Consider the following 18,475-nt stretch of genomic DNA (forward strand, 5'->3'; position numbering starts at 1 on the left):
GCCAAAGATAACAGATTTATTTTGCCGGAGGTTATAACTGACAGGTCAAAACTTTCTGGAATAAAACATGACTCCAATAAAGGTCACGTTTCGTTTATACCCAGTGCTGGTTCTGAAGGCGGTGGTGTTTTTTTACCTCGTCGGATTGCTTGGAAGTTTGATAGGCGGAGTTATTATCTATTGTAAACATGGAGTTTGGGATTTTAGTGGTGAGGACCTTTTGGTTTCTTTGAGGTTTTCGCTGGTCTACGGCTTTTTTGGTGGAAGCGGTATCTGGATTCTCGCAAAAATTGAAGAATCAAAAGGCGAAAGAAGGAGAGGGTTTAAGCCTTACCTGATCCGCGAGCACCGATGCAAGGCTTTGCGCATGATGATGAGCCCCGTCACGCAGGGCTTTTTGCAAAGTGGTTCCGCGCATCGTTCATAGGGGGCGCAAGTTTCGTTTCAACTGAAGCAGTCGCACTGGAGTCGAAAAGCCGCCGCTCAGGGGGACCGGTTGCTCGCCGACAAGCGCAAAAAAGGAGGTGAATTCATATTGTCGGTAAAGGTGGCAGATTTGTTTTTTGCGCAAGACTTCGTCACGTCCTAATTCGCCACTTTTTAATCGAAAATAAATCTGTCCCCATTTCTGGTCCCCATTTCTGCATTTCTGTTTAGATTTCCCCTGGATCTGAATAGAAGTCTGGCGATGAGAGCGGTTTGTATGGAGACGGGATATGAATCAACAACAGCAGGACTTGATGGTTGACCTAGTGGCGCATCGAATCTCAAAGACAGGTTTCTTGAGTCTCTATTTAATAATAGGGAAATCCCTGAAAACTACTTGCGCTGTGAGCTCGAAACCGCCCTTGAAATTAAAGGTGCTGACAGTGTGGAGTGCTTGCTGATATTCGGTGCGGTGTTCGGTTTCACTCAGGACTGCGCCAGTGTCTTATGTCGCTTGCTGATTGAAGACTGGCACTTCAGTCACGAGAACATCGCAAGGGAATTGAAGGTTTTCAAATTTCCTGCGGCCATTGATTATTTATTCAGAGCAGCACTTACTTGCTACCCTTATATCGTTTCCGAGCATGCATTGGGTGTCAAATGCATTCATGCTCTGAATGAGATCGGCACCGATGATGCTAATGAGAAATTACGTTTATTGGCTAGGGTTGAAAATGCTGAAATGTCAAAACTTGCGACCCGTTTGTTGGCGCGGGGATGACGCTGGTTTAAAAGTGGTTGATTGCTCACGTAGGGATATACACTTTTCCCATTTAAAGTAAAAAACCTCAAATTGCTTGGGGCTTTTTTATCATGTAAGAGAGAGCGTGTTGGTTCAGCGAAACGCAAGCAGCACATCCCTGATGACACGACAACGTTGACAGATCGGTTTTTTGGCGGTAAAGGTCATCAAAAATAAATCTGTCCCTTTTTAAGTACGAGAAATTAGGTGTCAAGGTGATAAATACTTTGGATCAGCTCTTTTTGTATGGTGCAAGCAGAGGAGGGTTATAACCATGTCGTTATCCGCAATGATCATTGCATCAGAAAAGTTGAACACAGAAGACTTCAAAGAAATCATCTTGGCACACGGTGGGTTCGTGAGTTCCGGCAAGCCCTTTCGGGGCGGCGTTAGCGAGGGCAATTCGGAAATCTGGCTGGCATTGCATTCAAAAGATGTTCTTGAAGAATTTTACGATGCCGAAGATCTGCAAGGGTGGCAGGATGTCTTGGGGGGGGAGCCGCAGGTAATGATTGAGCTTAACCTCGATCATACCGAGCATGCGAAGTTAATTTACTTGAAGGTTTTTTTGAGTTTTGCGGAAGCTTGGCCTTGTGTTTTAAATGACGTGGACGATTCTATTCTTTCCCACAGTTCGGTTTGTGAGAAATACAAGAACCTTCTGGGCGGGTTATAAGAGGAGTGTCGCGATACAGATAGCACGTCGCCGCGGGTTCTGGTGACGTGGGTTATTGAGCCGTTCAATTACCCGTTGATGGCTCGTGAATCTTCGTGGGCTCAATTGTCAGTGTTGGGCCGTTGTAACGCTGGAACGGAGTGTCAAAAATTGGCCAAAATGCCATTGTTGTTTATGTTGTTTCTCATACTTTCAGGCTGCAACACCCACGTCAGAGACTCTTCCCCCAGTCTTTTGAGGGATGGTGTCCAACTTCAGCAAAAAACTGCAGCGCCAGATGCACAACACGCCAAAGTCATCATGAAAGCGACAGGCTACACATACCCTGTCGAGTTCTCGGTTCGCCGTGCTACAGATCCCGATCGGCGAATGGAAGTGCTGGGTACTGTGGTGGACTCCGGGCGAGGCAAGGTGTTCGGCTGGATCGCCAAGCTTAACGAAGCGGCTAACAGCGCCACGTTCAAGCACTTCCCGCAACTGGAAATTCAAGCCAATGCCGATGAACCCTTCGAGGTCTCGGGGCGCTCCAACGGTATGGGCACTGGCAATACTTATAGCTGCGGGCCGCTGAACAGTACTTTTACGCCGGAACGAAGCAAGGTCTACCTGGTGGAGTTTCAGTTTGTCGGGCAGGGTTGCGAGCCAATGTCATCAACTTTGGAAATTATCCATAAATATCATATAATTAGCGCTCAAATCAGTGCATGGGAGAAGCCCTTTTGACTACCTATACCGCATCGCTTGACACCGCCAGCCAAACCCTGGCTTGAAAATTGTACAAAAAATAACCAGCCCGCTCGATTGTCCCGCCTTCATCGCCGCCCACCGCCAGAATCCTCAAGACTTTACCCGCCGACGCCAGCTCACCTTCAAGAACCTCGTCCTGTTCCTGCTCAATCAGCCGCGCACGGCCCTGCAAACCGAACTCGATCAGTTCTATCGCGTACTCAATCAGGCGTCGACTGAGACGCAAATGGTCACTGCGCAGGCCTTCTGCAAAGCGCGCAAAAAGCTCAACCCCGAGGTATTTGAAAGTCTCAATCGCCTCCTGCAGCAACAAATTGACTGCTTCGGGCTGCGTCAGAAGTGGCGTGGGCTGAGGGTGCTCGCGGTGGATGGCTCGACCGTGCATTTACCCCTGGAGTCGACCATGGCGACCTTCTTTGGCAGTCACTCTGGCTTTCCCATGGCTCGCTTGTCCACACTCTACGAAGTCGCTGACGGTCAAACCTTGCATAGCCTGATCGTGCCCCTGACCGTCGGCGAGCGCGACTGTGCCCATCTGCACCTTGAGCACCTGCCGGCTGACAGCCTGACGCTGTTTGACCGTGGTTACCCTGGGCACTGGTTATTCGCGCTGTTCGCGCAGCAACAGCGGCACTTTCTGATGCGCCTGCCCTGTGGCTATAACGCCCAGGTCAAAGCGTTTCTACACTCTGGCCAAGTTGAAGACACACAGCTTTTCGTGGCCAACCATCCTGAAGCACGTCTGTTCTGCTCCGAGGCTGGCGTTGATCCTGCCAGCCAGATCGAGCTGAGACTGATCCGGGTCGAGTTGGCCAACGGCGAAAGCGAAGTATTGCTGACCTCGCTGCTGGATCGAGAAGCCTTTCCCGCTGAGGTGTTTGCCGAGCTTTACCACCGCCGCTGGGGCATCGAAACCGATTTCCGTCGCCTCAAACAAACCCTGACGCTGGACAACTTCAGCGGCCGCAGCGTGACCGCTGTAAAGCAGGACTTTCATGCCGCTCAACTGTTGAAGAACCTGGCGCTGTTGATGCAGCACCTGCTACAGCCGGTCATCGAACAGCGCCACAAAGGTCGCAAGCTGCGATGGAAAGTCAACTTCACCCAAGGCGTGTCACGGCTCAAAAATACCCTGGTCGAGCTGCTGGTGCGGCACTGTGCTCAGGGGCTGAGCAATGTGCTGGCCTTGATGGCTAAAAGCCTCAGTGCCGTACGCTCAGGCCGTAGCTTTGCGCGCCAACGCAAACGCGCAGCCAGCCGAGGTTGTGAGGGCTACAAACCGACGCGCTGAAGAAACACCACCGCCCAACCTCCGTGCAAAAAAGCTGGCCACAAGCGGTCGGCATAGGCTCGTCCGGAGAACGAGAAATCTCGCCTAGACAGCCGGAACAGACGATGATCACATCACCGCCAGCCCAGCTAGACCGCCTGATTGAGCGGCAGAGGCCTGGTCATCGCCCGACGGCCATGGCGGCTGGCTGCTTCGGGGGGCTTGCCTTGGGCAGGGCTGCAGCTTAGGTTGATGACATTGGCAGCAATACCGCCCCTGGCCAAGCCGAAACATCCATCCTGGATCAAGTCGTTGCTAGCAAAGTAGGTACCGCAACCTTCCAGAACGGTCTCACGCCATTGCAACTGGTAAAACACCTCAAGGTTGAGGCTGTCGGTGATACCGAAGTTGGCGAAGAGCAGTGGCACCGGGAGTAGAGCTTCCTTCAACTGAGAGCCCGGGCGGCGTAACGCGGCAAGATCCACTGGGTTGATCGAGTTGAGGCCATTCTGGAAGAACAACCCCTCGCCCCAGTTAATTACCTGATTACCGCCGCGTAAGTGCAACGGTCGCTCGCCGACTTCGAAGTCACCAAATACATAGGCATCCAGCAAGGCAACGCCTTGGAACTTGGCCAGATCGTCGAAGCCGCTATCGTTGAGCTTGGCACCCACCTGGTAACCATTGGCTGAATGGCCATGGTCGACCTCACGGTTGTTCAAGGTGTAGTCGTACCAGGCCTTACCGCGCAGAAAGACCCCATAATTACGCCAGTTCAACTCGGTTTCCGCCAATAGGGTGATCGGTGAAGACACCAAATTGCGCTTACGAAAATTCAGGCGGCCGTCATCACCGTTACGCGCACCTGAAGGGTTGAACTCACCAGCCGAGCCGTAGCCGATATGATCAGCATTACCCTGAAAAATCAGGTTTGAATCGGGTTTCTCAGCATTCCAGATTCCACCCACACTGATGCTACCGTTGGCGCGCCCCGTGATTTCACCTAATGCAAACTCACCCGCCTGAGCCTGCAGTGAAATCATGAGCGCTAGCGGGGTTATGCAAGCTGTCATCTTCAACAACAACGGATTAATCAGGCCGGACTCACTTCTTTCAAATCTCACGAAACAGCCTCCTATTTTTATTATATTTACTTCTATTTAATCGGCGATTATGGATATCGCACCAGATTAATTTGCTGCTTATAAAAACACGAATCAAACATATCTCTAGCGGCTGCCAATAGCATTATTACCAGCGAGCGCCAAATGCGTCATTTGAACACTTACCTGAAATAGCCATCACTAACCCCACAAGGTCTCACCGAAAATCCAGACACCATTAGAGCTATGTGACGAATTAAGTAATCGACAACTACCAACAGCTTTTTCATTTCAAATTAAAAATCTTTACGCGTAAAAAACAGCAATAAAAAACAAGCAACTTGAAAGCTTTAATTATCCACGAAAAAATTAAATTAATCGCCAGCCAGCCTAATCGCGACAGGGCTCTGGAAACATCAGGAACCCCGCCGACGACCAAGAAGCTATATTGTTTTAAGCCACTTAACGTTTCTCTACTTGGCAAGGAACTGCCGTCTCGAACGAAGAAACTGTGGTGTAGCGAGCACGCGGGAAGTAGTCGCCCATATCCTGCTGGATAGTTTCTTGCGACTTAATATTCTGCACTGCGTGTTTGAACTCACCACGGCCCAGCATGTTGCGCAGAACCAGGAAACTCAGATCCGGATCACCGGTACCGTCGCCCACATCCGCGATTGGCAACCAGGACACACCACACTCGTTGATTGCATTGCGTGGGCGGTCACTTTCGCGACTAAGTACCAAGGTGTAGTAGCCGTTAGCGTCCACCGGAATCTGCTCATCGAACAGACACTTATTGACCCGACCAGATGCGTAGCCCTGCTGAGAGCACCACGACCAGTAGCGCAGATCACCATCTTCAAACTTGGTGTTGCCGTTATAGGTCTTTGGCGTAGTTGGTGCTTTGGCGCGGATTACGAAAACCTCGCCGTGCTTACGGTTGATAAAGGTGCGCACATACTGGTTGTCGAGGTTGGCAAAGAAGGTCCCGTCTTTCTTATTGGTACCACTCGCCACTGTGTTGTCGCCGGTGTAAATGGCATAACGCGACATGCTTTCCGAACTCTTGCTCCAGGTCGGCGGGTTACTGGCCGGCATGGCCGGACCGCCACGCGCCTTGGCCACCTCCGTCAGTTTATTGAGGTACTCACGCGGGGTCGCCAGGGCTGCCTGATCAAACGACAATGGCTGGAAGCTACTCAAGCTGGCACAAACATCCTGTCCGCGCAGCTCCTTGCCATCAGCGAGAGTGAGTACCGGAGTTGGCAGACCGGAACCTGCTGTTTCGTCGGTATTTTTGTCCCCTGCGTAGATCCGATAAATCAGTTGCTGCTGGCCGTTTTCGGCTTGACCAGGCGCATGGATCTTGTCGCGGGTCTTGGCTTCTTGGTAAACGCCCCATGGAATAGGAGTGCTCAACGGCTCGCTAACCACTTCGATTTTATAGCCGCGCTGTTTACTGTTGCGGTCTGCACCGAAGAGATATGGGTTGCTAGCACCTGGCTTCGGCGCGATCAGGTAGTCGGCCACTGAGTCGAGAGGAGCACCCAAACGGTCATAGCTGATTAGGGACATATAGCGAGCATGCGGAAAACTGCCCTCTAAATGCAGCTTCGCGCCCTTCGGCACCGAGAAAGCTGCTCCCCAATAGAATGTTCCGGCGTCAGGGAAGGCGATGTTGATGTAGGGGTCACCACTGACCGGGCCGTAGCGCCAAAAACACGAACGAGGGCCTGGCATTGGATCCTTACCGATGGCAACACGCTGCTGGCCTTCCTCGAAGGCATTCGCCTGATCCCAGTTAGCCTGAGAAGGCGAGGCCGCCAGGATTAGAGTGGTCATCGCTAAAACTTGTGACGTTAGCCAAATATGAGGGCTTCAAGGTCATCTCCTTATCGGTGGATTCAAACCTTATTTTGGATACCGTATCCAGGCAGCGAAATAGTGTGGGCACCACAAGGGATAGGGCGGTTTTCTAGCGCGTATTTTTCTAATGTTGTCGCTTACAACTGCTGCGGACACACGCCTTGGCAAAGTATGTGGTGGTCGACCCTAAGGACTTGGGACCTGCTACCGAGGGCTGCTAGCTCTCCGCCGGCAACACCAGTCAGTTCCCCACGCATAGGCCACGCATGCCGCATTAGGATCATTAGGATCATTAGGATCATTAGGATCATTAGGATCGGGCGAACCCTGGGTGAGAAGAACGGCTCTAGGCAGCCACTCTGCTATGTCGACAGCCGGCCTAATAAATTAGCACCGCCCATTTACAGCGATAGCTGCACCTGTGATTGCACTAGCCTCCTGAGAGGCTAAAAATACGATCACATTAGCGACCTGCTCTGGCGTAACCCAGCGGGTGGCATCCGCATCAGGCATATCGAGGCGGTTCTGCGGGGTATCGATGATCGATGGCATGATCGCATTGACCGTGATGCGCTGATCTTTCAACTCTTCGGCCAACGCCTCCGTAAGGCGCATCACCCCGGACTTTGCTGCAGCATAGGCCCCCATGCCTAGGCTGGCCTTACTGGCCGCTCCGGCTGCAATGTTGATAATGCGCCCGGCTTCGGCTTTCTTCAGGTGTGTCAGCGCGGCCATGCTAGCCGTTGCGGCAGTGCGCACGTTCATTTGATACATCAAATCCCAGGTCGCAAGATCGCCGCCCTCGATGGTCTCCCAGCGAAAACCACCCGCCACGTTGATGAGCGCATCTAATCCTTGAAAATGCTGCTGCACCTGCTGCATTGCACAATTTGCCATGTGCAGATCGGTTAGATCGACCGCGCCGATAAGCAGTTTTTCAGAGCGCGCCGTGTCGGCCAGGGGTCGCGGCACGCTGGCCTGATCAATCAGGGCCACCCGCCAACCATTGGCCGCGAACGCCTCGCCTACCGCTATACCTAGACAACCGAATCCACCGCTAATTGCGACTACTTTACTCACGCTTATTCTCCTTGAAGTGGACTACACCAGGGCTGCACTGAGCACTGAGCCCCGGCACGAGTGGTCAGCTAGGTTGCCACTATTGCCGTGCAGAACCTGTCGCCGAGCCGACAAGTGGGCACAGTCAAGAGTGCTAACTTGCCTGGTCGCTGAGTCGCTGAAAGCCATCAGCCGCTCAACTTTCTTGAGTCGAGAGAAAAGGATCGCGCGCAATGAATCTGATCGTGTTTGCCATACCGATTTTTTTAACCACCACCTTGCTGGAAGCATGGCTGGCGCACCGCCGCGGGCTAGCGGCGTATTCCATACCTGATGCCATCAGCAGCTACCAATATGGTCTATTGAGCCAGGTGGTTGGGGCGTTCACCAAGTTGGCGAAACTGGGCGTTTACACTCTGGTATTCGAAGCCTACCGCGCCACGACCTTGCCTAGCGATAGCCTGTGGGTATGGGTCGGAGCCCTTGTGGCCTACGACTTTTTCTACTACTGGCATCACCGTATGAACCATGAAATTGGCTTGCTGTGGGCCGGGCACGTATCGCATCACTCTTCCGAGTACTTCAACCTGGCAACAGCCATACGCCAGTCCTCGACGAGCGCACTTCTGGGCTGGATATTCTATCTACCGATGGCAGTGGCCGGTGTGCCGCCCAGCGTGTTTGCCGGGGTGTTGCTGATCGACTTGCTTTACCAGTACTGGGTGCATACCGAGGTAATTGGTCGTTTGGGCTGGCTTGATCGCATCTTCGTCACACCCTCAAACCATCGCGTCCATCATGGGCAAAATGACTACTGCATGGACACAAACTACGGGGGCATTCTGATTCTCTGGGATCGCCTATTCGGTACCTTCGCCGAGGAGCGCAAGGACGAGAAGGTCATCTACGGCGTGCGCACACCGTTGCAGAGCCTTAACCCATTCTGGGGCAACATGCATTACTACATTGAGCTCTGGCAGAAATCCAAAGCCACCCCGGGCTGGCGGGCTAAACTTGGCGTCTGGCTGGCACCACCTGGTGGCTGGCACGATGAGGCGAGCGAGCCTTACGAGCCGTCGCAGTTTAAGTATTACGATCCGTGTACACCCGATGCGGTCAAACGCTATGCGGTAGTGCATCAGGTGCTTGCAATGTTGTTCCTCATGCATTTTCTGACGCTACTCAACACCTTGCCGAAGACCTTACTGGCACTCTACGCCGCTGGCTTTGCCATTTCGGCAATCTCTCTCACGTCACTATTGGAAGGACGTGCCAATGCACGGCGTTTTGAGCAGTGCCGTGTCATAGGACTGGGCATTGCCTTTGCTGCTCTACCTGACTGGTTCGGTTTTAGTATGCCCATCGCACTCAAGCTGATGTTATTGGTTGTAATGCTAGGCAGCGCTGCATGGCTCAGCCGCACTTCCTTCAAACCTGCTGCTTTGTGGACTTCCCAATGAATGCCGATGCCATTTCCGACTTGATCTTGGCTGTGGTTGCCTTTTCCATTGCCTTTGTCCAGCTGCGCCAGCGCCCTGCTCTAGCCATTGGTTGCGGCCTGATCGGCCTGGCGGCAGCGATTGGTACACTGCATTACCAGTATGGTGAGTTGTTCGCCGGCCCACATCGCTTTACCGGCCTGGTTGCCGCCAGCGCAGGTTTCCCGCTGCTGGTCATTGCACTGCGCTGGCCAGATGACTCTGTTGCTCAGCGCATCACGGCCGCAGGGCGCTTCGCGCTCTTGGTTGGGAGCTTCGGGGTGGTGATTAGCGTGTCGGGATTTGACACCTGGCGCATGCTGGTGCCTCTTGGCTCTGTCTTGTTAATCTGTGCCACAGCCTTAGTGACGCGGCGGGTAATGCCACTCGGGGCGGCGCTAGTGTTCATCGTTAGTCTAGCGGCCGGTGCAACCGGTGAAGAGATGCTCGGACCGCTATCTGGCATCCAATGGCTGCACTACTTGCTGTCTTTAGCCCTGCTGCTGCTGCACCGGGATAGGGTGGTGCCGCTGTTAGCTGCGAGCCGTTAATTCGGCTTCCCCTGCATCCCATATCATGGGAAACTGTCGAATGTGGTTAAGACCCAACATCGATGTTTCCAAGGTTTCCAAATGCAAAACATAGATGACGCAGCCCATCAGACAATCTACCGCCTGCGCGAGGCAGATGACTGGTTCGCAAGCTTGCCGGGGGAAGTGCAAGACAAAATCATCCAGTCTTCCGTATTGCGCCACTATCGCAAAGGGCAGGTGATCACTGCCCAAGGCAGCCGACCGACTGCAGCCTCAGTAGTGCTTGAGGGGCGCGTGCGGGTTTCGCGGCTGCTATTCGAGGGTGAGGAGAAGCTTTATATGATTGGCGAGAGAGGATTTTGGTTCAACTTCCTCGCCCTGATTACAGGCGAAAAGGCCGATGTGGCTGTGATCGCCGATACCAATGTGCAATTACTAATGCTGCCTCTGCAGCAATTCGAGCGAATCCTTGAAGAGGAACCTCTCTATTGCAAGGCAATTACACTTTTTATTGCCAAGCGCTATGCCGCTTTTATGCGGCACTTTGCCGATGGCCAGATGATCGTGCCGCTGCAACGGCTGCGTACAGGTTTAGCAGAACTGTTGTTGCTGCAACCACCGGCAACAGGCTCTGAGGAAGTTATTTTGAATGTTTCTCAGGCGGATTTAGCCTCCATACTTGGTTCTTCCCGCCAGACTATCAACGGGCTGCTAAAACAACTGGAAAAGGCGGGACTGATTAAGATCGGTTTTCGGCATATTCGAGTAATTGATCCAGCTGGGCTTTCTGAGCACGCGGCTAACTGAGCCGGCACTAATCTCGATGTAATTTTCGCAGGGCCGAGTGCATCGCTGTTGATCATGAGTGGACTCACCACCTGACTTCATCAGTACCACCTGACCACAATGCTAGAGGTGAACCGGCCCTATCAATAGCCCCGGCTTTCCTAGAGACCTTTGGGCCTAATAACTGCCCCCGCACGAGGGCCGCTTGGTCACCAATCAAAGACTGCTTTTGGCCGGCAGCAGCCCGTCGTTGCCTGATGGATCCAACCCCTCCGCTGCTATAGTGCAGTCGGCTTCTGACGTTCAGTGCAGCCGTCTTCTGAAAACGACAGCTACCCCGGTTACGCGCTGGGAACCGACAGCGAGCTGCCCGAGCCGGTCATCCTGTGGGTGGCGAAGCAAGTCCAGGCCGAGCCGGCGAGCTGGGCAAAGTACGGCGAGCGCGACGTGACCCGTCGCGAGCATGCCCAGGAACTGCGCACCGACCTGCAACTGGCCCCGTTCGGCCTGTCCGACTTCCGCGCCCTGGTGCGCGAGCTAACCGAGCTGGCCCAGCAGACCGACAAAGGCTTGCTGCTGGCCGGTCAGGCCCTGGAGAGCCTACGGCAGAAACGACGCATCCTGCCGGCGCTGAGCGTGATTGACCGGGCCTGCTCGGAAGCCATTGCGCGAGCCAATCGGCGGGTCTACCGCGCCCTGGTCGAACCACTCACGGACTCGCATCGGGCCAAGCTGGACGAGCTGTTGAAGCTCAAGGCCGGCAGCAGCATCACCTGGTTGACCTGGCTGCGCCAGGCACCGCTGAAACCCAACTCTCGGCACATGCTGGAACACATCGAGCGGCTGAAGACATTTCAGTTGGTGGACTTGCCCGAAGGCCTGGGCCGGCACATCCACCAGAACCGCCTGCTCAAGCTGGCCCGCGAGGGTGGGCAGATGACGCCCAAAGACCTCGGTAAGTTCGAGCCGCAGCGCCGCTACGCGACCCTGGCCGCCGTGGTGCTGGAGAGCACCGCGACCGTGATCGATGAGCTGGTCGATCTGCATGACCGCATCCTGGTCAAGCTGTTCAGCGGCGCGAAGCACAAGCATCAGCAGCAGTTCCAGAAGCAGGGCAAGGCGATCAACGACAAGGTGCGCCTGTACTCCAGGATCGGCCAGGCGCTGCTGGAAGCGAAGGAAAGCGGCAGCGACCCCTATGCCGCCATCGAGGCGGTGATTCCCTGGGACGAGTTCACCGAGAGCGTCAGCGAGGCCGAGCTGCTGGCCGGGCCGGAAGGCTTCGACCACCTGCACCTGGTCGGCGAGAACTTCGCCACCCTGCGCCGTTACACGCCGGCCTTGCTGGAGGTGCTGGAACTGCGCGCCGCGCCGGCCGCGCAAGGCGTGCTGGCAGCCGTGCAGACCCTGCGTGAGATGAACGCCGACAACCTGCGCAAGGTGCCGGCCGATGCACCCACGGCCTTCATCAAGCCGCGCTGGAAGCCGCTGGTGATCACCCCGGAAGGCCTCGACCGGAAATTCTACGAAATCTGCGCCCTGTCCGAGCTGAAGAACGCCCTGCGCTCCGGCGACATCTGGGTCAAGGGCTCGCGGCAGTTCCGCGACTTCGACGACTACCTGCTGCCGGCCGAGAAGTTCGCCGCACTCAAGCGCGAGCAGGCCCTGCCCCTGGCGATCAACCCGAACAGCGACCAGTACCTGGAAGAGCGTTTGCAGCTGCTGGACGAGCAGTTGGCCACCGTCACCCGCCTGGCCAAGGACAACGAGCTGCCCGATGCCATCCTCACCGAGTCAGGGCTGAAAATCACCCCGCTGGATGCGGCGGTGCCGGATCGGGCGCAGGCGCTGATCGACCAAACCAGCCAGTTACTGCCGCGCATCAAGATCACCGAACTGCTGATGGACGTGGACGACTGGACGGGCTTCAGCCGCCACTTCACCCACTTGAAGGACGGGGCCGAGGCCAAAGACAGGACGTTGCTGCTGTCCGCAATCCTCGGTGATGCGATCAACCTCGGGCTGACCAAGATGGCCGAGTCGAGCCCCGGCCTGACCTACGCCAAGCTGTCCTGGCTGCAAGCCTGGCACATCCGCGACGAAACCTATTCGGCGGCCTTGGCCGAGCTGGTCAACCACCAGTATCGCCACGCCTTTGCCGCCCACTGGGGCGACGGCACGACCTCATCCTCCGATGGCCAGCGCTTCCGCGCGGGTGGCCGGGGCGAGAGCACCGGGCACGTCAACCCGAAGTACGGCAGCGAGCCGGGACGGCTGTTCTACACCCATATCTCCGACCAGTACGCGCCGTTCAGCACCCGCGTGGTGAATGTCGGCGTCCGCGATTCCACCTATGTGCTCGACGGCCTGCTGTACCACGAGTCCGACCTGCGGATCGAGGAGCACTACACCGACACGGCCGGCTTCACCGATCACGTCTTTGCCCTGATGCACCTGCTAGGCTTCCGCTTCGCGCCGCGCATCCGCGACCTCGGCGAAACCAAGCTGTACGTGCCGCAGGGCGTGCAAGCCTACCCGACGTTGCGCCCGCTGATCGGCGGCACCCTGAACATCAAGCACGTGCGTGCCCACTGGGACGACATCCTGCGCCTGGCCAGCTCGATCAAGCAGGGCACCGTCACCGCCTCGCTGATGCTGCGCAAGCTCGGCAGCTACCCGCGCCAGAACGGACTGGCCGTGGCCCTGCGCGAGCTGGGCCGGATCGAGCGCACGCTGTTCATCCTCGACTGGCTGCAAAGCGTCGAGCTGCGCCGTCGCGTGCATGCCGGCCTGAACAAGGGTGAAGCGCGCAACTCCCTGGCCAGGGCGGTGTTCTTCAACCGCCTCGGCGAAATCAGGGATCGGAGCTTCGAGCAGCAGCGCTACCGGGCCAGCGGCCTCAACCTGGTGACGGCGGCTATCGTGCTGTGGAACACAGTGTATCTGGAACGCGCCACCCAGGGGCTGGTCGAGGCTGGTAAGCCGGTGGACGGCGAGCTGCTGCAATACCTGTCGCCGCTGGGTTGGGAACACATCAACCTAACCGGCGATTACGTCTGGCGGCAGAGCCGCCGGCTTGAAGACGGGAAGTTCAGGCCGCTACGGTTGCCCGGAAAACCTTAGCGTACGATTTTTTCCGTTTTCTCTATTCGCCCCTCGAAGGCTTCTAACGACCGCGATCGCCAAACATCTTGTCCAACCTCAAAAAGCCGAACGGGTTATGCCCCAGCGATGAGAATCCCATGACCAAATCTATTGCCACCGCCTCGATCAACCGCGAAACCGCAGTCGCCCTCATCGACGCGGCGCTCGCTGCGGCCCGTGCCATCGGCATCCCGGCTGCCGTCGCCGTCGTCGACGCCACCGGTAACCTGCGCGCGTTCGAGCGCACCGACGATGCGCCGTTCCTTACCGTCGATGTTGCCATCGACAAGGCCTGGAGTTCCGCCTCGTTTGGGTTCCCGACCCATGTCTGGAACGACTATGTGACCAACGATCCAAAAGTGGCGCCGCTAGCCTATCGCCCTCGGATGGTCGCTGTCGGCGGCGGTTATCCGATTCTGGAGGATGGGAAGTTGATCGGCGGCATAGGCATCTCCGGAGGCAACTATCAGCAGGATCAGGATGCGTGCGTCGAGGCACTCATGAAAATCGGGTTCCAGTTGCCAGCCTGACGACTGTGAGGCCATCACCGGTGGTAATGGCCAACAGATCCAACCTTTGAGAGGCCTAATGATGGAAGCGTTCGTCGTCTTTACGCGGGAAGAAACCAGCGACCCACATGCACTCGCAACCTATTCTGCAGGCGTCGGACCATCGTTCGATGGTCACGACGTTACCTTTCTCGCCGCTTATGGCGCGATCCAGCATTTGGAGGGGCCGCCCATCGAAGGGGCCGTAATCTTGCGTTTCCCGACGATGCAGGCCGCTCGCGACTGGTATGACAGTCCCGCCTACCAAACCATCGCTGCTCATCGCTTTGCCGGTTCCCGTTACCGCGCCTTTATCATTGAAGGGCGGCGGTGACATACCGACAGAAGCACTTCGGCGCTGACCACGAGGTATCGGCGTGTGAACTCGCATCTTGGGAATCTGTGGGGGGGACCAAGACAGCGGCGCTAGGGGCTCATATCGTCGATCGGATCAGAGAGTTGCTCGGCGAGAATGGGTTATCTATTGCCGAGCTGACGGAGCGGAGCCGCCCTCTCCCAACGGATTGATTCAATCGTTGACGCTCCTCCTATCCGGATCCGGGTTTTCGCACGCTGATCAACAGAGTTACAGCGCGCAACGCCTGTAGTGGGCATCAGGGGATGGGTGGCAATCAGGATGATTGCCCACCTTCCAACGATTAACCTTGCTCAAGTTGCTTCACTAGTCGCTCCGCGTCGAGATGGAAGTCCGAGAAAACAATGCTACCGCCAGCGTCGATAACCGTAAACCACGGAGTTCCTCGTGTGCGGTAGTCTTCCATGAAGGTTGGAAACGGCGAGCCGGTCGGTTGCTCGTCGTGACCGAAAACGATAGGAAGCTCATACTTGAGCTGGTTCACGCGCAACTTCTCGAAGGTATTCTCATGCGTTCCTTCGAAGACGGTCTGGATCACTGCGAACCCCACGTCTTTTGAGCTCAACGCTGCATGCAACTTTTGTAGCGTCGGAAACCCATGCAAATGGCAACCTTGGCACCAATGCTGGAAGGCAAACAAGATTTTCGGGCCGGGCCCGATATCTGACAGTTTGAACGGCGCGATACTTTCCCCATCTTTGCCAATCCATTTTTGCACCCGCAGCTCAGGCGCTTGTCGTTCGATCTCGTTCATCTGATCCTCCAACCCCGATACAGAAGCTTAGTGGATGATCGCGCGTCGCGACGGTGCGCGAACGTCCGACCTTATTTTCCCTATTTCCTGAAGCCAGAATAGATCAGATCGACATTTCGTCCTTAATATACTCAAGCTGCCGGCGAGCGCGAACTGGGCAACCATGCGCTGGTGAGCCTTGAGCTTTGCACGCTGCCCATCCGTTTGAGAGCGAACCTGCAACTTCCGCTCCGCATACCGCAGATCAGCGTACGCAGCCTTGGGGTTATCTACCCTATAGCCATTGGGTATTGGGAATCATGCTGGCCTGACGCTATGTTCGATACGCGATTTTTTACGATGATAGAGCATCTGTATCTGATTTTTAGTCGATTGGCTTATTCGGCGGATGTGCGGGCAAATGCTTTACGCAGAGTACTGAAATGAAGGCCGGCTTCGGTCTGCCGTATCGAGCAAGAGGGGTCACTATGGTCACCAGAGGTTTCACCGGTCGCGGTTCAGGCGACCAGTCCGATCGGATTCCGCCAGGTCAGCATCTGGTGGAGGATTTCCCTGTTCTGTCGGCCGGCCCTACGCCGAGGGTAGAGCCCTCCGACTGGAAATTCACAGTCAAAATTGGTCCGAAGCCCGTCAAAACGTGGAATTGGGGCGAATTCAACACTCTACCAAAGACCCAGGTGACAAAGGATATTCACTGCGTCACCTCTTGGTCCAAACTGGATACCGTTTGGGAGGGTGTACTCATTGAAGACATCCTTGCAGATGCAGAGCTTGATCGGCCTACCGATTTCGTCTTGGCGCACTGCTACGATAATTATTCGACAAACGTCCCTCTGACGGATCTGCTTTCCGGGAAAGCGATGGTCGCCCTCAGTTATGCGGGCAAGCCACTTTCCCGCGATCATGGGGGGCCGGCGCGTCTTCTAGTGCCGCACCTTTACTTCTGGAAATCCGCCAAATGGGTGAATGCGCTGCAATTCACGACGCGTGACGAGGCCGGCTTTTGGGAGCTGCACGGCTATCACATCTACGGCGATCCGTGGCGCGAACAACGATACACCCATGACTGAAAACGAAGCGCAAGTCCGTTCGTGGCAATCATGCGTGATCGACGACATCATCCAGCAAACACCGAGTATCAAGAGCTTCTTCCTTCGGTTGAGCAAGCCGTTCGCGCACACCGCAGGTCAGCACGTCGATATCCGGCTGACCGCGCCCGACGGCTACAGTGCAATGCGCAGCTACTCGATCGCGTCATCGGCAGTTTCGACCCCGATCGTCGAGATAGCTATCGAGCGCATGCCGGATGCCGAAGTTTCGCCGTTTTTTCACGACATCGCGGCGATTGGTGACGAAATCGAAGTTCGCGGTCCGCTCGGTGGCCATTTCCTTTGGCCTGAGCCTGCCATAGATCCGGTTCTGTTGATCGGGGGAGGCTCCGGCCTCGTGCCGTTGATGGCAATGATCCGGCAGCGCCGCGCATTGGCCCAAGCCGTTCCGACAGCGTTGCTCCTGTCCGCACGAACCGCCGAGGACGTTCTCTTCTCAGAAGAACTTCATTGCATCGAAATCAGCGATCCGGCGTTCGTCCTGGCGCTCGCGATTACGCGCGAGAAACCGGTTCGCGCATCGGACTTTGCGCGACGGATCGACGGCATGATGGTCCAAGAAATTCTAACCAGGCTTCAGGGAAAGCCGACGCAAGTGTTCGTCTGCGGGTCTAACGGATTCGTCAACATCGCAACCGATAGCGCGCTGCTGGCGGGCTTGGACGCCTCCATCATCAAGACGGAGCGCTACGGGGGCTAGCGGCGCGAGCTATCTCACGTCGCGCCGATCGTAGACGTGCGCCCTGGGAAGCTTTGGCGATCAACGTGAACCGTTTTGCCGAACACAGTCTTCGTACCCCCCGGCCTCTAGAACGCCTTCGCTCGCGATACCTGGCTCGACATCAAGCTCAATTTGAAAGTTCCTGCACTATCCGTCGTCCTGATATGCTCGACCAGCATGATGGGCGATTCGAGCGGGACCGCTTCCGTCCCAATCGAGGCTCGGTTACCTTAGAGCATCGGCTCGGCGCTACAGGAGGCGCGTGCGGCCTCTGCCTGGCGGTGAAAGCACTTTGGGCCATGTCGCCTGGATAGCGGCCAATCGTCAGCATCTGCTCCGATGTCGGCCAAGGTGCAGTCGCCATCTTTGAACGCCGCGAATTGGAGATCAACGCCATGACAGCGATCCGCGTGCAACTGCCGGAGATGCAATATGACAACTGATGTATTGCTGTACACCACGAATTGGTGCCCGTTCTGCCGCCGAGCGAAGGCGCTCCTCAAGGAAAAGGGCGTGCGATGGAAGGAGCTCGATATTGAGGCGGATCCGGCTCACCGGCAGGCCATGGCGGAAGCGTCGGGGCGAAGCTCCGTGCCGCAGATCTTCATCAATGGCACCCTTATCGGTGGCTCCGATGAGCTATTCGCGCTCGATGTCAGAGGCGAGCTCGACAAACTTCTCGGGCGCAACCCGCCTGCCACCTGAGGAGGTGCGGCTTGGGGCAGCCAGCCCGCGAGCCTTCGCCGGTTGATGAATACAAAAGGAGAGTCCGTTGGTCTCAGCCATCTGGAAAGACACTACTATCGCCACAAGCGACGAAACAGTCATCGTCGAGGGAAATCACTACTTCCCACCGTCAGGAGTCGACCTGAGCCTGCTTGAGATGAGCCCGCACACATCTGTCTGTCCGATCAAAGGCGCCGCGCGCTTCTTTCATGTTCGCGCGGGTGACGCGCTCAACGTGAACGCCGCTTGGACCTATCCCGCCCCCACTCCGGATGCCGAGGGTATCCGGGATTACATCGCTTTCTGGAAAGGCGTGGACGTTGCCTAGCAGACTGGACGGACGACTTCGCT

18 protein-coding genes and 1 pseudogene are annotated in these 18,475 nt (G+C 56.0%); 15 read left to right on the forward strand and 4 right to left on the reverse strand.

Translation table 11 applies throughout. The features are described 5' to 3' along the window. Positions 1–67: 67 nt before the first annotated feature. The 5 genes from GTQ41_RS11570 (at position 68) to GTQ41_RS11590 (ending at position 3,942) form a co-directional block, all read left to right on the forward strand. Complete coding sequence (locus GTQ41_RS11570) at positions 68–427, forward strand: hypothetical protein (RefSeq protein ID WP_047294838.1); 360 nt, start codon at positions 68–70, stop codon at positions 425–427. Between the two features lie 396 nt (positions 428–823). After that, on the forward strand, positions 824–1,207 hold the full coding sequence (locus GTQ41_RS11575) for a hypothetical protein (protein WP_047294837.1): 384 nt from the start codon (positions 824–826) through the stop codon (positions 1,205–1,207). A 295-nt stretch (positions 1,208–1,502) separates the two neighbouring features. Continuing rightward, positions 1,503–1,904 carry a hypothetical protein gene (locus GTQ41_RS11580; RefSeq protein ID WP_047294836.1) on the forward strand — a complete coding sequence of 134 codons (402 nt, stop codon included), beginning with the start codon at positions 1,503–1,505 and terminating at the stop codon, positions 1,902–1,904. Positions 1,905–2,054: 150 nt separating this feature from the next. Next, entirely contained in the window at positions 2,055–2,627 is a 573-nt protein-coding gene (locus GTQ41_RS11585) for a hypothetical protein (RefSeq protein ID WP_254369344.1), read from the forward strand. Between the two features lie 43 nt (positions 2,628–2,670). Then, on the forward strand, positions 2,671–3,942 hold the full coding sequence (locus tag GTQ41_RS11590; protein WP_004423958.1) for an IS4-like element ISPa1635 family transposase: 1,272 nt from the start codon (positions 2,671–2,673) through the stop codon (positions 3,940–3,942). A gap of 128 nt (positions 3,943–4,070) precedes the next feature. On the opposite strand, the gene GTQ41_RS11595 is transcribed toward GTQ41_RS11590, so the two are convergent. The 3 genes from GTQ41_RS11595 to GTQ41_RS11605 form a co-directional block, all read right to left on the reverse strand. Then, positions 4,071–5,045: a DUF1302 domain-containing protein gene (locus tag GTQ41_RS11595; RefSeq protein ID WP_254369338.1), complete on the reverse strand. Its 975-nt coding sequence runs from the start codon at positions 5,043–5,045 to the stop codon at positions 4,071–4,073. Positions 5,046–5,486: 441 nt separating this feature from the next. Further along, positions 5,487–6,866: a hypothetical protein gene (locus tag GTQ41_RS11600; RefSeq protein WP_024014384.1), complete on the reverse strand. Its 1,380-nt coding sequence runs from the start codon at positions 6,864–6,866 to the stop codon at positions 5,487–5,489. Between the two features lie 411 nt (positions 6,867–7,277). Further along, positions 7,278–7,970, reverse strand: coding sequence for an SDR family NAD(P)-dependent oxidoreductase (locus tag GTQ41_RS11605; RefSeq protein ID WP_021219117.1), 693 nt, complete (start codon positions 7,968–7,970; stop codon positions 7,278–7,280). Between the two features lie 212 nt (positions 7,971–8,182). On the opposite strand from GTQ41_RS11605, the gene GTQ41_RS11610 reads away from it, so the two are divergent. The 6 genes and pseudogenes from GTQ41_RS11610 (at position 8,183) to GTQ41_RS11635 (ending at position 14,772) form a co-directional block, all read left to right on the forward strand. Then, the gene (locus tag GTQ41_RS11610) at positions 8,183–9,409 is read left to right on the forward strand and encodes a sterol desaturase family protein (protein WP_003090706.1); all 1,227 of its coding nucleotides are present in this window, start codon (positions 8,183–8,185) and stop codon (positions 9,407–9,409) included. Further along, positions 9,406–9,978, forward strand: a complete 573-nt coding sequence (locus GTQ41_RS11615; RefSeq protein ID WP_021219115.1) for a hypothetical protein — start codon at positions 9,406–9,408, stop codon at positions 9,976–9,978. Before GTQ41_RS11610 ends, GTQ41_RS11615 begins: the two co-directional genes overlap by 4 nt. An 81-nt stretch (positions 9,979–10,059) precedes the next feature. Beyond that, positions 10,060–10,767, forward strand: coding sequence for a Crp/Fnr family transcriptional regulator (locus tag GTQ41_RS11620; RefSeq protein ID WP_003090707.1), 708 nt, complete (start codon positions 10,060–10,062; stop codon positions 10,765–10,767). Positions 10,768–11,079: 312 nt separating this feature from the next. Continuing rightward, positions 11,080–13,869 (forward strand): annotated as a pseudogene (locus GTQ41_RS11625) (Tn3-like element TnAs1 family transposase); the annotation flags it as partial. Between the two features lie 119 nt (positions 13,870–13,988). Beyond that, a complete protein-coding gene (locus GTQ41_RS11630) occupies positions 13,989–14,420 on the forward strand; it encodes a heme-binding protein (protein ID WP_005006001.1) in 432 nt (143 codons plus the stop codon). Positions 14,421–14,478: 58 nt separating this feature from the next. Continuing rightward, positions 14,479–14,772 (forward strand): DUF1330 domain-containing protein, encoded by a 294-nt coding sequence (locus GTQ41_RS11635; RefSeq protein WP_003464978.1) that lies wholly within the window; start codon positions 14,479–14,481, stop codon positions 14,770–14,772. 325 nt (positions 14,773–15,097) lie between these two features. On the opposite strand, the gene GTQ41_RS11640 is transcribed toward GTQ41_RS11635, so the two are convergent. After that, a complete protein-coding gene (locus GTQ41_RS11640; RefSeq protein ID WP_003464979.1) occupies positions 15,098–15,568 on the reverse strand; it encodes a hypothetical protein in 471 nt (156 codons plus the stop codon). Positions 15,569–16,035: 467 nt separating this feature from the next. On the opposite strand from GTQ41_RS11640, the gene GTQ41_RS11645 reads away from it, so the two are divergent. The 4 genes from GTQ41_RS11645 to GTQ41_RS11660 all read left to right on the forward strand — a co-directional run bounded on the left by GTQ41_RS11645 (position 16,036) and on the right by GTQ41_RS11660 (position 18,452). Then, positions 16,036–16,638, forward strand: a complete 603-nt coding sequence (locus tag GTQ41_RS11645) for a sulfite oxidase-like oxidoreductase (protein WP_003464980.1) — start codon at positions 16,036–16,038, stop codon at positions 16,636–16,638. Continuing rightward, a complete protein-coding gene (locus GTQ41_RS11650) occupies positions 16,631–17,377 on the forward strand; it encodes a ferredoxin reductase (RefSeq protein ID WP_002118292.1) in 747 nt (248 codons plus the stop codon). The genes GTQ41_RS11645 and GTQ41_RS11650 overlap by 8 nt, the downstream gene beginning before the upstream one ends. Positions 17,378–17,830: 453 nt before the next feature. Beyond that, positions 17,831–18,103: a glutaredoxin 3 gene (gene grxC / locus GTQ41_RS11655; protein WP_005005995.1), complete on the forward strand. Its 273-nt coding sequence runs from the start codon at positions 17,831–17,833 to the stop codon at positions 18,101–18,103. A gap of 67 nt (positions 18,104–18,170) precedes the next feature. Further along, positions 18,171–18,452, forward strand: a complete 282-nt coding sequence (locus GTQ41_RS11660) for a DUF427 domain-containing protein (RefSeq protein ID WP_003464986.1) — start codon at positions 18,171–18,173, stop codon at positions 18,450–18,452. The last annotated feature ends 23 nt before the right edge of the window (positions 18,453–18,475 follow it).

The sequence above is a fragment of the Pseudomonas sp. AN-B15 genome (genome assembly GCF_019056475.1).
Classification (GTDB): domain Bacteria; phylum Pseudomonadota; class Gammaproteobacteria; order Pseudomonadales; family Pseudomonadaceae; genus Aquipseudomonas; species Aquipseudomonas parakoreensis.

Coding starts and splice junctions, on each gene's coding strand:
- GTQ41_RS11570 (WP_047294838.1), top strand. CDS start 68: ATGACTCCAATAAAGGTCACGTTTCGTTTATACCCAGTGCTGGTTCTG.
- GTQ41_RS11580 (WP_047294836.1), top strand. CDS start 1,503: ATGTCGTTATCCGCAATGATCATTGCATCAGAAAAGTTGAACACAGAA.
- GTQ41_RS11600 (WP_024014384.1), bottom strand. CDS start 6,866: ATGACCACTCTAATCCTGGCGGCCTCGCCTTCTCAGGCTAACTGGGAT.
- GTQ41_RS11610 (WP_003090706.1), top strand. CDS start 8,183: ATGAATCTGATCGTGTTTGCCATACCGATTTTTTTAACCACCACCTTG.
- GTQ41_RS11615 (WP_021219115.1), top strand. CDS start 9,406: ATGAATGCCGATGCCATTTCCGACTTGATCTTGGCTGTGGTTGCCTTT.
- GTQ41_RS11620 (WP_003090707.1), top strand. CDS start 10,060: ATGCAAAACATAGATGACGCAGCCCATCAGACAATCTACCGCCTGCGC.
- GTQ41_RS11630 (WP_005006001.1), top strand. CDS start 13,989: ATGACCAAATCTATTGCCACCGCCTCGATCAACCGCGAAACCGCAGTC.
- GTQ41_RS11635 (WP_003464978.1), top strand. CDS start 14,479: ATGATGGAAGCGTTCGTCGTCTTTACGCGGGAAGAAACCAGCGACCCA.
- GTQ41_RS11640 (WP_003464979.1), bottom strand. CDS start 15,568: ATGAACGAGATCGAACGACAAGCGCCTGAGCTGCGGGTGCAAAAATGG.
- GTQ41_RS11645 (WP_003464980.1), top strand. CDS start 16,036: ATGGTCACCAGAGGTTTCACCGGTCGCGGTTCAGGCGACCAGTCCGAT.
- GTQ41_RS11650 (WP_002118292.1), top strand. CDS start 16,631: ATGACTGAAAACGAAGCGCAAGTCCGTTCGTGGCAATCATGCGTGATC.
- grxC (WP_005005995.1), top strand. CDS start 17,831: ATGACAACTGATGTATTGCTGTACACCACGAATTGGTGCCCGTTCTGC.